This is a genomic window from Flavitalea plasmicola, assembly GCF_030546645.1.
GTDB lineage: Bacteria > Bacteroidota > Bacteroidia > Chitinophagales > Chitinophagaceae > Puia.
Genome location: NZ_JAUOTO010000006.1, coordinates 120,142 through 136,665, shown reverse-complemented (window position 1 = coordinate 136,665; position 16,524 = coordinate 120,142). Strand labels below are relative to the sequence as shown.

12 protein-coding genes are annotated in these 16,524 nt (G+C 52.3%); 6 read left to right on the top strand and 6 right to left on the bottom strand.

The features are described 5' to 3' along the window. Positions 1-83 precede the first annotated feature (83 nt). Complete coding sequence (locus Q4E93_RS22280; RefSeq protein WP_303589053.1) at positions 84-1,574, bottom strand: circularly permuted type 2 ATP-grasp protein; 1,491 nt, start codon at positions 1,572-1,574, stop codon at positions 84-86. A gap of 139 nt (positions 1,575-1,713) precedes the next feature. Here Q4E93_RS22280 and kdsB point away from each other — a divergent pair, with 139 nt between their 5' ends. The 5 genes from kdsB (at position 1,714) to mgtE (ending at position 7,267) form a co-directional block, all read left to right on the top strand. Next, positions 1,714-2,448 carry a 3-deoxy-manno-octulosonate cytidylyltransferase gene (kdsB, locus tag Q4E93_RS22275; RefSeq protein WP_303589051.1) on the top strand — a complete coding sequence of 245 codons (735 nt, stop codon included), beginning with the start codon at positions 1,714-1,716 and terminating at the stop codon, positions 2,446-2,448. 219 nt (positions 2,449-2,667) lie between these two features. After that, positions 2,668-3,579 (top strand): ROK family protein, encoded by a 912-nt coding sequence (locus Q4E93_RS22270; RefSeq protein ID WP_303589049.1) that lies wholly within the window; start codon positions 2,668-2,670, stop codon positions 3,577-3,579. A gap of 165 nt (positions 3,580-3,744) precedes the next feature. After that, positions 3,745-4,827, top strand: coding sequence for an iron-containing alcohol dehydrogenase family protein (locus Q4E93_RS22265; RefSeq protein ID WP_303589047.1), 1,083 nt, complete (start codon positions 3,745-3,747; stop codon positions 4,825-4,827). A 111-nt stretch (positions 4,828-4,938) separates the two neighbouring features. Continuing rightward, complete coding sequence (locus Q4E93_RS22260; RefSeq protein ID WP_303589044.1) at positions 4,939-5,823, top strand: fasciclin domain-containing protein; 885 nt, start codon at positions 4,939-4,941, stop codon at positions 5,821-5,823. Positions 5,824-5,896: 73 nt separating this feature from the next. Continuing rightward, entirely contained in the window at positions 5,897-7,267 is a 1,371-nt protein-coding gene (gene mgtE / locus Q4E93_RS22255) for a magnesium transporter (RefSeq protein WP_303589042.1), read from the top strand. An 82-nt stretch (positions 7,268-7,349) separates the two neighbouring features. Here mgtE and cydB read toward each other — a convergent pair whose 3' ends face one another. The 4 genes from cydB to Q4E93_RS22235 form a co-directional block, all read right to left on the bottom strand. Beyond that, positions 7,350-8,384 (bottom strand): cytochrome d ubiquinol oxidase subunit II, encoded by a 1,035-nt coding sequence (cydB, locus tag Q4E93_RS22250; RefSeq protein WP_303589040.1) that lies wholly within the window; start codon positions 8,382-8,384, stop codon positions 7,350-7,352. Between the two features lie 20 nt (positions 8,385-8,404). After that, complete coding sequence (locus Q4E93_RS22245) at positions 8,405-9,784, bottom strand: cytochrome ubiquinol oxidase subunit I (RefSeq protein ID WP_303589039.1); 1,380 nt, start codon at positions 9,782-9,784, stop codon at positions 8,405-8,407. A 73-nt stretch (positions 9,785-9,857) separates the two neighbouring features. Beyond that, complete coding sequence (locus Q4E93_RS22240; protein ID WP_303589037.1) at positions 9,858-10,364, bottom strand: DUF2480 family protein; 507 nt, start codon at positions 10,362-10,364, stop codon at positions 9,858-9,860. A 103-nt stretch (positions 10,365-10,467) separates the two neighbouring features. After that, positions 10,468-12,639 (bottom strand): peptidylprolyl isomerase, encoded by a 2,172-nt coding sequence (locus Q4E93_RS22235; RefSeq protein WP_303589035.1) that lies wholly within the window; start codon positions 12,637-12,639, stop codon positions 10,468-10,470. Positions 12,640-13,412: 773 nt separating this feature from the next. Between Q4E93_RS22235 and nadA the strand changes: the two genes are divergently transcribed. Further along, the gene (nadA, locus tag Q4E93_RS22230) at positions 13,413-14,423 is read left to right on the top strand and encodes a quinolinate synthase NadA (RefSeq protein ID WP_303589033.1); all 1,011 of its coding nucleotides are present in this window, start codon (positions 13,413-13,415) and stop codon (positions 14,421-14,423) included. Positions 14,424-14,532: 109 nt separating this feature from the next. On the opposite strand, the gene mnmG is transcribed toward nadA, so the two are convergent. Continuing rightward, positions 14,533-16,395 (bottom strand): tRNA uridine-5-carboxymethylaminomethyl(34) synthesis enzyme MnmG, encoded by a 1,863-nt coding sequence (gene mnmG, locus Q4E93_RS22225; protein ID WP_303589031.1) that lies wholly within the window; start codon positions 16,393-16,395, stop codon positions 14,533-14,535. Positions 16,396-16,524: the final 129 nt, after the last annotated feature.

Sequence of the window (16,524 nt, the reverse complement as noted above, 5' to 3'; positions counted from 1 at the left end):
GGGTCTTTTTGCTCGTTTTTTAAGTCCTGGCCTGACGGCCTGGGGGTTTGGTGTGGTTAGACGCCTATGATGGGGCGGCGGCATTAACCCGCCAAAACCCACGTGTCCTTGCTGCCGCCGCCCTGGGACGAATTCACCACCAGCGATCCTTCGCGGAGCGCCACTCTCGTGAGGCCGCCGGGGACGATCTGGATACCGTCCGGTCCGCAGAGGGCATAGGGGCGCAGGTCGATGCGGCGGGGTTTCAGCTTCCCATTCATATAACAGGGCGCCGATGACAGATTGATAATGGGCTGGGCGATGTACTGCCGGGGATCTTTCAGGATCTCCATCTTATAGCGGCTGATCTCTTCGTCGCTGGCCGTGTGGCCCATCAACATGCCGTAGCCTCCGCTCTCGTTCGTTTTTTTGATCACCATCTTTTGCATGCTGGCGAAAACATGCTCTCTTTCGTCCGCGTTACCCAGCTGGTACGTTGGCACATTTTTCAGGATGGGCTCTTCATTCAGGTAGTAGCGTATCATGGCCGGTACATAGGTATAGATCGCTTTGTCGTCAGCGACGCCATTCCCTACGGCATTCACAATCGCGACATTTCCTTTGCGGTAAGCGCTCATGATGCCGGCAACGCCCAGCATGCTGTCGGGATTGAAGACCAGCGGGTCAAGGAATTCATCGTCCACCCTGCGATAGATGACATCCACCTGCTGGAGGCCTGACGTCGTCTTCATATAGACCCGGTGGTTGTCGATGACCAGGTCCCTTCCTTCTACCAGCTCTACTCCCATCAACCGGGCCAGGGTGGTGTGTTCGAAATAGGCTGAATTGTAGATCCCCGGGGTGAGGACGACGACCGTTGGGTGGGCCGTCTGTCGCGGGGAGAGGGAGACGAGGTTACGGTGAAGGATATTAGGATAGTCTGTGACGGAGCGTACATTATTACCGGGGAGCAGGTCCGGGAAGAGCCGCTTGGTGATCTCCCGGTTCTCCAGCATATAGCTTACCCCGCTGGGGGTGCGCAGGTTGTCTTCCAGAATACAAAAAGTGCCGTCGTGGTCGCGTATGAGATCGATGCCCGCGATGTGGACGTACAGGTCATGCGGTACGTGGAACCCATGCATTTCCCGGAGGTAATGCGGGCAGCTGTACACCATCTCCACGGGGACGATGCCGTCCTTCAGGATGAACTGGTTGGTATAGACATCCTTGAGAAAGAGGTTGAGGGCCTTCAGCCGCTGGCGGATGCCTTCTTCAATATATTTCCATTCCGCGGCGGTGATGATGCGGGGGATGATGTCGAAAGGGAAGATCTTTTCGATGCCCTCCCCGCTGCTGTAGACGGTGAAGGTAATGCCCTGGCTCATGAAGAGTCTCTTTGCCAGCTCTTCTTTTTTATTCAGCTCTTCAATGCTCATCTGCTGCATGAAATCCACCACGCCGCGGTATTGCCCCCTTACTGAATCTAATGTCTGTCCTGCGGTCAGCGAACCTCCGGTTCGTTCTGGCTCAGAATACATTTCGTCCCAGGTGCCGGGATCCACGGTGTAGCTATTAAGCAGTTCGCTGGTATGCATACATGGTTAGTTTTGGAGAAATAATGTCCATTGGACGAGTGTGGCAGGCGCTGGCGTTAGATTTACTAAATATAAATAAAAAAATGACCCATTTGTCCGACAGCTGGAAAAAAGTACTTTTGGGGCTTCAATTTCTTTTATGAAGACAATCGCCATGATCCCAGCCCGTTATGCCGCTACCCGTTTCCCTGCCAAACTGATGCAGGTGCTGGGCGACAAGACGGTGATCCGCCATACTTATGACAATACGGTGGCGACGGGGCTATTCGATGAAGTGGTGGTCGTGACGGACAGCGATGTCATCTTCCGGGAGATCACCGGGCATGGGGGGAAGGCGAAAATGAGCATCCGTGAACATCAGAGCGGCAGCGACCGCATTGCCGAGGCTGTTGCCGACATGGACGTGGAGATTGTCGTCAACGTACAGGGCGATGAGCCTTTCGTACAAAAAGAGCCACTGGAGAAATTGTTGGCGGTGTTCCAGGGCGAGGAGGGGCGTAAGGTACAGGTGGGTTCGCTGGTGCAGGTGCTGAAGGAGCAAAGATTCATCGATGATCCGAACTATGTGAAGGTGGCGCTGGATAAATTCAATAACGCGCTTTTTTTCAGCCGCAGCGTGATCCCTTATCCCCGGGATGCGTCAGCAGCTCCGGTGTATTATGAACATATCGGTGTATACGCTTTCCGTAAACAGGCGTTGCTGCAATTTACCGCATGGCCCGTGAGTCCGCTGGAGGCGGTGGAGAAGATAGAATGTCTGCGCTATTTAGAGAATGGGGTTCCGATGAAAATGGTGGTCACTTCCTATATGGGTGTGGAGATCGATACGCCGGCGGACCTGGAGAGGGCTGCTAAAATAATGTCCGGACATTAAGTTTGTCCTGGGTGTTATAATGATTTTTTTTCTTTTTCTGTGCAAGTCCTTGCGTTTTTCGATTTGCTAAAATCTTGATCCCCTAAATTTACGGCCGAAACGAACCAAAAGTTCGTTGTCCGTAACCGCAAGGTTACGACCGAGAAGGACCGATATTAAATATTTGGCGCAATTGGACTAGATTTTTCAAAGAGTCCAATTGTGCACAATTTCAACTGCATGAACAAAGCATTATGGGGTTTTGACCTCGGCGGAACCAAAATAGAAGGGGTCATATTGGAGTCCCTTGATAATCCTACTCCCATCGTCCGCACACGCGTGGACACAGAAGCATCCAAAGGTTATGATCATATCATCGGGCAGATAGGACGGCTGGTGAAAGAAATGGAAAAGCAGTCCGGTCTGAAGCCCAGCGCCATCGGCATGGGTACCCCCGGTGTGCTGGACCCGACCCTGCAGACCATGAAGAATGCCAATACCACGGTCCTCAATGGTATGCCGTTGCTAAAAGATCTGCAGGATCGCCTGGAGATCCCTTTTGTGCTGGCCAATGACGCCAACTGTTTTGCTCTGGCGGAGACACACCTGGGGATCGTCAGGCAGAAAGCGCCGGAGGCCCGGATGGTTTTCGGGATTATCATGGGCACCGGTGTCGGAGGCGGCATCGTCATGAACGGAAAGATCTGGGAGGGGCGGCATGGCATCGGGGGGGAATGGGGCCACAATTTCCTGGATGAATCCGGCGGCCCTTGTTATTGCGGCAGGACGGGCTGCGTGGAAACGGTGATATCGGGTCCTGCGTTGGAAAGGTATTATAAGTCCCTTACGGGCACCCATATAAAGTTAAAGGATATCGCGTCCCGGCACCGGGAAGGGTCGGATCCCGCGGCGGATAAAACGATCGAGCGGCTGTGTCATTTCTTCGGCAAAAGCGTCAGCGTCATCACCAACATGCTGGACCCGGATGTCATCGTCGTGGGCGGCGGTGTTGGGAATATGGATGATATCTATACGAAAGGGCTGGAAGCGTTGGGGCAGTTTATCTTCAACAACCGGGTGGAAGTGCCTTTGCTGAAGCCCAGCCTGGGGGACAGTGCGGGGGTGTTTGGGGCGGCGGCGCTTGTGAGCTAGCCATGAGCGGCAAGCTGCGAATTAGCTGCAAGCTACTAGCTACAAGCTGCAAGCCAGGACTTATTAGGACCACACTTGTAGCTTGCAGCTTGACGCTTGTAGCTGTTTTGGTGCTCGCTGCTTGCAGCTTTTTTACTACCTTGCAGCCTCAATTTCGATCCCTTTATGAGCGTGAATAAATTCCGGAATTTTAAGATGGTGGGCTATGTTATCTATGGCCGGGGAAGCTTTTCCCAGCTGGATGAGATCCTTGCCCCTCAACGGAAGGGAGATGCTCCCATGATCTTTTTACTCGACCATTTTTTTGAAAATAAGCCTTTGGCCAAGCGAATCCCCGTAAGGGGGAAGGACAAGGTGATCTATGTGGACGTCACCCTGGAGCCGAAGACCAAATATGTCGACCAGCTGGCGGCTGAGATCCGCCAGGAGTTCGGTACGGTGAGCGGGGTCATCGGCATTGGCGGCGGCTCTGCGATGGACCTGGCCAAGGCCGTCTCTCTCATGATGACCAACCCCGGCTCTTCGGCCGACTACCAGGGCTGGGACCTGGTGAAATTCCCGGGTGTATATAAGGCAGGTATCCCTACGCTCAGCGGCACGGGGGCGGAGGTTTCCCGGACGACGGTGCTGACGGGACCTACCAAGAAGCTGGGGATGAACTCGGACTTTACGCCTTTCGACCAGATCGTACTGGATCCGGAGCTGACGGCGGATGCGCCGGTGAACCAGCGTTTTTACACGGGGATGGACTGCTATATCCATTGTATCGAAAGCCTTACGGGGACCTACCTGAATGAGTTCAGCCGCAGCTATGGCGAAAAGGCGCTGCAACTGTGCCAGAAAGTGTTTGTCGAAAAAGACCGCTGGGATGCGGAAAGCGATGACCAGCTGATGATGGCTTCGTATGCGGGGGGAATGAGCATCGCCTATTCCCAGGTGGGGGTAGCGCATGCCGTAAGCTATGGCCTTTCCTACCTGCTGGGCACCAAGCATGGGATCGGCAACTGTATCGTCTTTGACAAGCTGGAGGAGTTCTACCCGGATGGGGTCTATGAGTTCAAGAAGATGGTGGAGAAAAATAAGATCGATATTCCACAACATATCACAAAAGGTCTGTCGGACGAACAATTCAACGCGATGATTGACGTTTCTCTCGTCATGAAGCCGCTGTGGGAAAATGCGCTGGGGAAGGATTGGGAGAAGGTCATGACCCGGGAGCGGCTGCGGAAACTGTACGAGCGACTGTAGGATAGCTACAAGCCAGGCTTAATTAACTCTCCCCCTTGCAGCTTGTAGCTTGCGGCTTGCAGCTTTATAAATGTTTTATGTATGGTGCAAAAAAGCTTTTTTCCGGGGTGTTTGATCCTTTTACTCCTGAGCCTGGGCGCCTGTAAAAAGTCTTCTCAGGCCGTGAGCAATCCGCTTACTCCTTTGCAGTCGCTGATCAATACCGATACCAGCCTGAGCCTTTACCACCGCATGTTGCTGACGGCCAATGAAACGAGGCTGCTGGCGGACAATTCCGTTACCCTGCTGATCCCTACCAATTCGGCTTTCCGCGCTGCGGGTTATACGGAAGTCATTATCGATTCGCTGAAGCCATCCGTTGCGGATCGTATCATCAGCTACCATTTTATTCCTCAAAGGGCTACGCCTTCTACCAACAGCTATACGTCCTACCCTACGCACCTGGGTTTTTCCATTTTCGGCGAGCTGGACGGCAACCAGACCTGGTTTAACGGGACTGTCGTGGGAGATACGGCCGAGGTGGGGAAAGCGTTGATCTACAAGCTGAATTCCCTGCTTTTATCGCCCATGGACTCCCTGCTCTACCAGTTGTCCAGCGATAGCACCCTTTCCTTTACTACCGAGCTGTTCAGCCGTACAAGGCTGGATACCACCCTGATACAAACGCAGGGCAATTATACGGTGCTGGCCCCTGTGAACGATGCCTGGCGCAATGCGGGCTATGACAGCGTTGGCATGATCGATTCGGCCGACTTCAATACCATGCTGAACCTGGCGAAATATCATGTGCTGACGGAGCGGCTGTTCACCAATACGTTGAGCGGGCTGACCAGTGTGACGACCGTACAGGGCGGGTCGCTGACAGTAGGCGTTTCGGGTGGCGTGCTGCAGTTTTCCGGCACCGGGAATTCCACCCCTGCCCATGTGTTGACGGGTAACCAGCCTGCCGGGAATGTTTTCGTGATACACAAGATCGACGAGCTGCTGTCGCCGTAAAAGTTTTGGGCAGTGATCCCCTGGCGCTTTCCCAGCACGAAGTTTGCGTACTGTCTTTCCGTATTTTTGAAGTATGGCCAGCTTTAATGATATCAAAAACCTGTTGCAGCATAATAAGCTCACTGACTTTGTCAAGCTGAACAAGCTGACGCCCCGTGATATTGCGGAGTTTACCAACCGGCACACCCCTCAGTGGGCGGTGAGGCTTTTCCAGCACCTGGATGCGAAGAATGTCGCCAAATCCTTCAAGTTCATCCGGAAGAACAAGCAGCAATCCATCCTCAACGCCTTGCCCGAGGAAAAGGCGGCGGAGATCCTGAATGCCATGCAACCCGATGACCGGACGGCCTTTCTGTCCGAGCTGCCGGGTAGTGCCGTGAAAGAACTGTTGAAAGTGCTCACGCCGGAGCACCGGGCCAAGACGCTGGAGCTGCTGGGATATGCGGAAGGTTCCGTGGGCAGGCTGATGACGCCGGACTATGTGGCGATCAGGATGTCCGAGACCTGCCGGGGTGTACTACAGGTCATCCGGCAGCGGGGCAAGGCTTCGGAAACCCTGAACTGGCTGTTCGTTGTGGATGACAAGGGCGTCCTGATCGACGATATCAATATAAAAGATTTCCTGGTGGTGGATCCGGAGACGACCGTCAGCCAGATCATGGATAATCAATTTATCGCCCTGAAAGTAAACGATCCGCAGAAAGAGGCGATCAAAGTTTTCCGGAACAATAGCCGGTATGCCCTCCCTGTCACGGATGACAACGGCATGTTGCTGGGTATCGTCACGCTGGATGATGTGCTGCGACTGGCTGAATCCGAAGATACCCGTGAAATGCAGAAGATCGGGGGTTCCGAAGCGCTGGACGAACCCTATAATACCATCTCCTTTGTCAGTCTCATCCGGAAAAGGGCCGGCTGGCTCATTATCTTATTCCTGGGTGAAATGCTGACGGCTACGGCCATGGGGCATTTCGAAGGGGAGATCAGCAAGGCCGTAGTGCTGGCCCTGTTCATCCCGTTGATCATCTCCAGCGGGGGCAATTCCGGGAGCCAGGCTTCTTCCATCATCATCCGCGCAATGGCCCTGGGGGAGATCGGTTTCCGCGACTGGTGGCGGGTGATGCGGCGGGAAGTGATGTCGGGGCTTGTGCTGGGCTTGATCCTCGGCATCGTCGGTTTTTTGCGGGTGGCTATCTGGCAGGAGTTTCATATACAAACGTATGGCGTACATTGGATGAAAGTGGCGGCCACTGTTTTCTTCTCCCTGATCGGGGTCGTCATCTGGGGAACTTTGTCGGGCAGCATGCTGCCCCTGATCTTAAAAAAGCTGGGCGCAGACCCGGCGGCTTCTTCCGCGCCCTTTGTAGCGACGCTGGTGGATGTGACCGGTCTGGTCATTTATTTCACGGTGGCGTTCTTAGTCATGCAGGGAACGCTTCTATAAGCTTCAAGCTACAAGCTGTTAGCTACAAGCCAGGCTTAATTAAACGACTTGTAGCTTGAGGCTTGCAGCTTGTGGCTAGGCGCTAGTAGCTCATTTCGTCCAGCTTTACTTTTCCTTTGAAGGTCCAGAATACAAAAGTGGTATAGGTTGCCACCAGCGGCGTGCCGATGAGCGCGATGATCAGCAGGATCTTTACTGTCTGCTGCGAAGAGGCGCCATTGTACACCGTTATGCTATTGTTGGGATGCTGGGGGGAATACAATAAATAAGGAAAAACTTCCAGGGCCACCATGATCAGCAGCAGGGCGATGGTGACGGCGGAGCTGATAAAGGCGTAGCGGTATTTTCCTTTTTTTATCTGCCGGGGGATGTTGGCGATGCAGAGGGTCATCAACAAGGGAATGACAAAATACCCCGGGCGTGCTTTGAAGAAATCGCTCAGGTGTGGAATATACAGCAATGTATACAGCGTGGTGATGACAAAGCTGACAACAAAAAAAATGGTGAAATTATTTGAGAGCAGGTGCATTTTTACATAGAGGCGATTCTCTGTCTTCATGGTGAGAAAGATGGCCCCGTGCATCATGAAAAGCGCCAGGGTGGTGATGGCGACGAAGATGGCGAAGGGGTTGAAGAAATAGAGCCAGTCACCCGTGAACTCCATGTCCTTGTTCAGCGGCAATCCTTCCACGACGTTGCCCAGCATGAGTCCCAGGGAAAGGGAGATGATGATGCTGGCCACGCAGTAGACAATGTCCCAGGTCTTGCGCCACCAGCGCATGGGTTCCTTGCTGCGGAATTCGATGGCAACGCCCCGCCAGATGAGGCCGATGAGGAAGACCATGAAAGGGATATAAAAGGCTGAAAAGATGGCGGCATAGGCTACGGGGAATCCGGCGAACAGGGCACCACCCCCGATGACCAGCCAAACTTCATTTCCATCCCAGATGGGTCCGATGGCATTGATGGCGATGCGGCGGCTTTGTTCTTTATTCAGAAAGAGGTGGAGAGCGCCGGCGCCCAGGTCGAATCCGTCGAGGATGGCATAACCGCTGATCACGGCCCCGAAAACGAGGAACCACCACTGATTGTAATCCACGCCTAAAAAAGTATGCATGGGTTTTTGGTTTGGTTAGACTAGTGTTCTAAAATCGGGTTATCACGTCTTGCGCCGTCTTCAATCTCTTCACGCGTTCCATAATCTACAGGTCCGTGCTCGATCTTCCTGTGCATTAAGAAAAGAAAAAGCACAAACAGGACGATATAGACGAGGGTGAACAGGATCAGCGAGAAGATGATCTGGTTGGCAGTGACGATCTTTGAAAGTCCGTCAGAGGTTTTTAGCAAGCCATATACTACCCAGGGCTGGCGGCCCAATTCGGCGGTGAACCAGCCGGCCTGGTTGCCTATCTGCGGCAAGAGCACGCTGTACGCGAATATCCACATGAGCCATCGTTTGTCGAAGAGCTTTCCTTTCCACCAAAGCCAGCTGCCGAAGAGGGTGAGCGCGATCATGCCGGTGCCGATGGCCACCATCAGGTGATAGAACTGAAAGACGCTGTTGACCTGCGAAGGCCGTTCGTCCGGCTTGAAGGAGCGTAGTCCCCGGATGGGTGCGTTGAAGTCGCCATGCACGAGGAAGGATAGACCGCCGGGGATCTTAAGGCCACTGGTCCTGCCGTTGCGATTGTCGACATAGCCGAAGAGATACATGTCGGCGCGGGAGGAGCTGTCGTAATGTCCTTCCATCGCGGCCAGCTTTGCGGGCTGATATTTAGAGACGCCGTCCGCGCTGCGATGGCCAGTGAACAATTGCAGCAGTGAAAACACCGTGGCGACGGCCAGGGCGATCTTGAAGGAAGGGCGTGCTATCTCCAGGTGTTTTTTATGGAGTATATACCAGGCATTGACACTGAGGACGAGGAAGGCGCCGGCGAGGATGGCGGCGATCCAGACATGGAGGAGGCGGTCTATGCTGGAGGGGTTGAAGACCATGGCCCAGAAATCCGTGATCTCTGCGCGGGCCTTCAGGCCTTCTCCCACGATGTGGTAACCTGCGGGCGTCTGCTGCCAGGAGTTGGCCACGACGATCCAGACGGCGGAGAAAAGAGAGCCGAAGAATACCATGATGGTTGAAATGAAATGAACCCGGGGGCTCACCCGTTTCCAGCCGAAGATGAGGACGCCCAGGAATCCGGATTCGAGGGCGAAGGCGAAGATACCCTCGGCGGCCAGTGCGCTGCCAAAAATATCACCTACATATTTCGAGTAAGTGGCCCAGTTAGTGCCGAATTCGAATTCCATGATGATGCCGGTGGCGACGCCGATGCCGAAGATCAATGCGAAGATGCGGATCCAAAATCTTACGGCCTGCTCGTAAATCCTGTTGCCTGTCTTAAGGTACAGTCCTTCCATAATGACGAGGACCAGACCCAGACCGATGCTGAGGGGAGGATAAATATAGTGGAAAGCAATGGTGAAAGCGAACTGTATCCTGGCCAATATCTCTACATCCATAGCGATGGTATTTGAATGTCCGGACAACGAACCTCCGGTTCGTTATGTGGCTTGTGGCTTGCAGTCGTCGGACCTACTTCTTCTTGTACACGGGCACATTGCTGCAGGCCTCTCCGTACATGATGCTTTTCACAACGGGGCGCAGTCGTTTGGCAATCTCCATATAGGCGAATCCGCCCAGTGGCAAATCTCCGCATCCTTTTACGATGATGCGTTTGTCCGCAAATTCCTGTATGTCGATGGCGGCAAGCCTGGAAAGAAACACCTGTTGAAGGGCTGTCTGTTCATCTCCCATGATGATGTCGCGGGCAAAAGGTTGCAGGTTGACGGCAATCAGCATGTAAGACCAGAGGGGTATGATGGCGTCCACGGAACAGGTGACGGCAACGATCTTGTCCTGGTATTGGTTCCAGTCGATCTGCTGGAGGGCAGCCCTGAAATCTTTCTCCCGGAGGATCTTTTCCATAAAAAGATAGGGCTTCAGGTCGAACAACACGATCTCTTCGCGGGGATAATATTCTTCGAGGTCGAGAGTCTGCAGGGCGCTCTGCGCTACTTTATTGACGATCTCTTCGCTCATAGACTGGAGTTGATGAGGCAAAGGTACGACACGGAGGGGATTCGCGTAGCTATAAAAATAAAAGCCCCGCAGCGTGCTGCGGGGCTTTTTATTTAGCTATACTTTAGTAAAATTTACCCCTGTCATCCTTCACTTTAGCCTGTTTGCGCAGGCTTTCCATCAGCGTCCCGAAGATCCGGGACTTCTGCTGCTGTTCCTGCATGAACCGTTGTTGCTGCAGGTCGGCATTGAGGTTGGAGGTTGCGCTGACGTTCTCCACTTTTATCACGAAGACGCCGCCATTGCCTGCGATGGGCGGGGAAGCGGGCTTGCCTGCCAGCGCCTTGTTGAAGGCTGAGCCAATTACCTTGGGTTCCTGACCGGCATTGGGGATCATGGGTGAAGAGAACAATACGCTGTCGGCCCTTTGGACTGATTGTCCGGCACCAGCGGAGGCGGCGGCGGCTTCCAGGGAAGCGGGGGTCCCCAGCTTCTTCATAATGATCTCGGCTTTTTTCTTATTCCGCAGGATGGGCTCTACCTGGCCACGGGCCTTGGCTGCCGACATCAATCCTTCGGCATTGATCTCCGTGATCTCGGCCACTATATATTTATCTCCGACGGGGAAGGGTTCAGAGACATCTCCCAGTTTGCCTTCATAGATCCAGCGTACCAGGGAACGGCTGGCCCCCACTCCGGGGATAGAGAATTCGGAAGGCTGAATATCGGGCGCCAGGAGCTTCTGATAATTATTTTTCTGGATGGCCTGGTCAAAGGCTTTGGGGTCATGATTCTCCCCGGCGAACTGAGATGCCATGCCGGAAACGCGCTGGTCTGTCTCGTTGCTGGCCTCGATCCTTTTGGAGAGGTAAGCTATCTTATATGCCGGCTCGATATTCTTCTGATCGACGATCTGCACATAATGATAGCCGAATTGGGTCTTGACGATCTTCGCATCTCCCTTTTTCCCTTCAAAAGAAAAATCGTTGAATTCCTTTACCATCTGTCCGTTGGCAAAGTAGCCCAGGTCGCCGCCTTTTGCTTTGGATCCGCCATCGGGACCGCCGCCATCGTCGGAATATTTAAGCGCAACGGTATCCCAACTGATGCCATGTTCGAGGAGATTTTTAACGCTGTCGATCCTTGCCTTGGCCACGCTGTCAGGCAGCAAGGTCTGTCCATTGCGGTCTGCGGTTGCCACCAGGACGTGGCGGGCCTTCACGGAGTCCGGCATTAACTTCTCATCTATCTTTTTCGCCAGTACATAGCTGCCGGCGTCCAGGTAGGGACCGTAGACCTGTCCTTTGGCCAGTGCGAAGATGGAGTCCTTATTGGGTACCATGATCTGGGACTTGCCTTTATAGCCGTCGAAATATTGCTGTTCGGAACCCATGCGGGCGAGGAAGGCTTCGGGCTTATCGGATTTAGCGAAATCGGCTTTCATGTCCGTCAGCTGCTGGCGAAGCGCGGCGCTGTCAGCGGCATTGGGTGATGCGTCGAATACCACATAGGCGATGCTCCGGCCTTCTTCCTGGTGGAACTGATCCTTATGCTCGTTTACGTAGTCCGCTATTTCACTTTCCGACACTTTTACAGCACTATCGGGAATGGTGAAATAAGGCGTGTTGACATATGAAATGGAAGCGAGCTGGCTGTTGTCGGCATTTCCTTTTTCCAGCATCCATTTAGGGACAAATGCGCTGTTGGCCAACAGGGAAGTATATTTTTCACGCAGCCGCATCTTTGCGATCTGGGGAACAGACTCTTCAAAAAAACTGCGGGCGGCTTCGTATTCTCTATTATCTGCGTTCTTCTTCGGTCCTGCTTTCCAAAGCTGGCGCATCTGGTTGATCCTGGCTGCCGCGGCCTGGGCGTCGAATACTCCCGTCTTCGGATCCGTGAATGCTCTTTTTATATCCTGAATGGCATTGGCACCGACCAGCATATCATTGATCTCCTTGTCAGTCACTTCCAGCCCCAGCGTATTTTCATCACCGGTGAGGAGGGCATCTTCTATCATTTGCCTCCATACCCCTTCCCGGATATTCTGCTGCATTCCTTCATTCATAGGATAGCCGCTCCTTTTATATTGCTCTTCCTGCAGGGATACCAATCTCTGGAAGTCATTATATTCTATCTTCTCTCCATTGACAGTGCCTACTGTAGTAGAGCGGTTGCCGAAAAGACGGCTTCTTCCCACGAAGGCATCCATCAGAAGAAAGCCAATAAGGCTCAAAGCAATCAGACCAAAAACTAACCAGGCGGCTTTTTCCCGGATTTGCTGAATAATAGACATAGTATTTATAGCACAGGGTATAGCTTACTCCGAAAATTAACCCATACCCTGTGCACGGCTTATGATGGGCCTTCGGCCAGCGGACCGGTGGTCCGCTTTGCTAACCGTTCGTTTTTTTGAACGGATGGCGAAGATAGGGTAAAAAATATTATGAACAAATTGTGGAAAATAGGCGAAACCGCCTGCTGTGCTGGGTTTCAAAAATATCGGGCAGGGGTTTTTCAGGGGGTGGCACCGGGTGTCTGAAGAATATTTTAGTGCGCTTAAAAAACAAATTCATATATACTCCGTTTTGGTATTGTCGGGCTTTTTTTATAAGCCTAATGCTTTCGCAGGTGTGGAACGTTTATCAACAATCCTCCCGGCCTATGCCCGGCCTGGCGTGAAACCCTAGTTAACACCTGAATATGAATAAGCGCCCTTTTTCGTGGATAACCCATGTTCCGGGGCCTTCGAATTTGGGATAAGTTAGGTAATAACTTTAAGCGGGGAAGGTTCCGGAGGCATCCGGGTGTACAAATGCACAGTTATTCCACCTTCGCTAACAGCTGCGCTCCAAAAATCTTTTCCGGACACTTATTTATTCCACTGTGGTGGAAAAGCACCCGAAACATCGATCCAAACAGGGTTATTCATTGTTAAGTAATTGTGGAATGCTGTGAATAAGTATGGATATCGTTGTATTCCAATACCCAATAGAAATTCTTATCCACGAATTCACCATCCTAATAGTAATAGCTATTTTTATAAATAAATAAATATTATTAAATACTATGGTAGATATTAACATGGATACCGCAGTGGCGAATTTGGAGAAAAAAGGGTTTTTGGATATCGATGTTTCGCCGGAGCTGGATCTTTTCAAGGAGATCGAGGTGCTGAAAAAGGAAAAAAATGCGATCATTCTTGCGCATTATTACCAGGAGGCGGATATCCAGGATGTGGCGGATTACCTGGGGGATAGCCTGGGACTGGCGCAGCAGGCGGCGGGAACCAAGGCGGACCTGATCCTTTTTGCGGGTGTGCATTTCATGGCGGAAACAGCGAAGATCCTCAACCCGCAGAAAAAAGTGGTGTTGCCGGACCTGAAGGCGGGGTGTTCGCTGGCTGACTCGGCGCCGGGGTTTTTATTCAAGGCATTTAAAGAGAAGCACCCGGATCATATCGTCATTTCCTATATCAACTGTTCGGCGGAAGTAAAGGCGCTGAGCGATATTATCTGCACCTCGTCGAACGCGGAGAAGATCGTGGAAAGCGTACCCAGGGACCAGCCTATTATTTTCGCGCCGGACCGCAACCTGGGCGCTTACCTGATCAAGAAGACGGGCAGGGACATGTTGCTTTGGGATGGCGCCTGTATGGTACATGAGATATTCAGCCTGGAGAAGATCACGAAACTCAAGATCCGGCATCCCAAGGCGAAGCTGATCGCACATCCCGAATGTGAAGAGCCGATCCTGCGCATAGCGGACTTCATAGGCTCAACCACGGGCTTGTTGAAATATACGCAGCGGGATGACGCCCAGGAATACATAGTGGCTACAGAGGCCGGTATATTGCACCAGATGGAGCTTGCCTCTCCCCAGAAGACCTTTATACCTGCGCCCCCGAACAATAGCTGTGCTTGCAATGATTGCCCTCACATGAAACTCAATACGCTGGAAAAGCTGTATTTGTGTTTGAAGTATGAGAAGCCGGAGCTGATCATGGATGAAACGCTGATGAAGGCTGCGCGCAAGCCAATCGATAGAATGTTGGAAATCAGCGCGCAATATGGATTGTGATATTGGTTGAGCAGGTGGGATTATTAGTTAAATAATTGATATTCAATGTGATATAACAAAAAATAGGCTCTTTGGGAGCCTATTTCTATTTCGGGTGGTTCGTATTAAATTATCTTCCCATATAGACCATCAGGATCTGCACGTCACTGGGATTGACGCCGCTGATGCGGCTAGCCTGGCCGAGCGTGCGGGGACGGACGCGTTTGAATTTCTGCAGGGCCTCATTGGAGAGTGAAGAGATGCGATCGTAATTGAAATTGTCCGGGATCAGCAGGTCTTCCAGCTGGGCCATCTTTTGTACCAGCTCTTTTTCTTTTTCAATGTACACGTCATATTTTACCTGGATCTCCGCTTGCTCGATCGTCTCGGCATTGAAATCATCGAAGGCATTTTGGAGCCGGGGGATAGAGCGGATCATGGAGGGCAGATCGATATTGGGACGCAGCAATACTTGGATGGCTTTTTGTTTTTGGGTAAGGACGGCTGAATTTTTTGCCTGCAGGAATTGTTCCGATTCCACCGGATCCAGGGAGTATTCTTTCAGGATCTCTTTTATTTTTTCTACGCCGGATCTTTTGGCGATTGTTTTATCCATCCTTTCCTGTGATGCGAGTCCCAACCTGTAGCTCATTTCAGTCAGGCGGAGGTCGGCATTATCCTGGCGAAGGAGGGTGCGAAACTCGGCCCTCGAAGTGAACATGCGGTAAGGTTCTTCCGTGCCCTTGCTGATGAGATCGTCGATAAGCACGCCGATATACCCTTCGCTCCTTTTCAGGATGAAAGGTTCCAGGGCACGTACTTTCTGATGGGCATTGATGCCAGCCATAAGACCCTGGCAGGCGGCTTCTTCATAGCCGGTGGTTCCGTTGATCTGACCGGCAAAGAACAGGTTCTGCAATAATTTTGTTTCCAGCGAATGGGTCAGCTGGGTGGGTGGGAAGTAGTCATATTCGATGGCATATCCCGGCCGGAAGATCCGGACGCTCTCAAAACCCTGCACTTCTTTCAATGCCTGGTATTGTACTTCTTCGGGAAGGGAGGTGCTGAAGCCATTGACGTAGATCTCTACGGTATTCCAGCCTTCGGGTTCGATGAAGAGCTGGTGCCTTTCCCTTTCTGCGAACCGGTTGATCTTATCCTCAATACTTGGACAGTATCTGGGACCTACCCCTTCGATGCGACCTGTATACATGGGACTTCTGTCGAAACCTGTTTTGAGAATATCATGTACGGCGGGGCTGGTGTAGGTGATCCAGCAGCTTCTTTGCCGGGCGGGTTTTGGAACATCGAGGTAAGAGAAGCCTACGATCTCTTCATCTCCCTTTTGTTCTTCCATCTTTGTATAGTCCAGGCTTCTTCCATCTATTCTGGGGGGAGTCCCTGTTTTGAGCCGGTCGCTTTCCAATCCCAGGGATACCAGCTGTTCTGTTATACCGGTGGATGCTTTTTCCGCCACTCTCCCACCCCCAAATCTCTTTTCGCCTATATGGATCACTCCGTTGAGGAAAGTTCCGCTGGTTACCACCACAGCCTTTGCTTCTATTTTATGTCCGAGACCCGTGATGACCCCATGAACCTGGTTGTTTTTAACAAGGATGCCATTGACCATGTCCTGGTAGAAATCAACATTGGGGGTATTCTCCAGCATTTCCCGCCAGGTGGCGGCAAATAGCATGCGATCGTTTTGTGCTCTTGGGCTCCACATGGCGGGTCCTTTCGAGCGATTGAGCATCCTGAACTGGATCATACTCTTATCTGTGACGATACCCGAATAGCCGCCCAAGGCGTCGATCTCCCGAACAATCTGGCCTTTTGCAATGCCACCCATGGCAGGATTGCAGCTCATTTGCGCAATGGTCTGCATGTTCATGGTGATGAGGAGAACCTTTGAGCCCAGGTTGGCGGCAGCGGCGGCGGCTTCACATCCGGCATGGCCAGCGCCGACTACAATAATATCATATGAAGGGAACATAAGATGCAAAGGTACTTTATATAGGGGATTGAGGAAGGGGTAGGTTTAGGATGTAGAAGGGGGGAAATGCTAGTAAGAATGGGGAAGGTTTATGGGATATGGATCGCGAAGAGGATGGAGGATGAATGA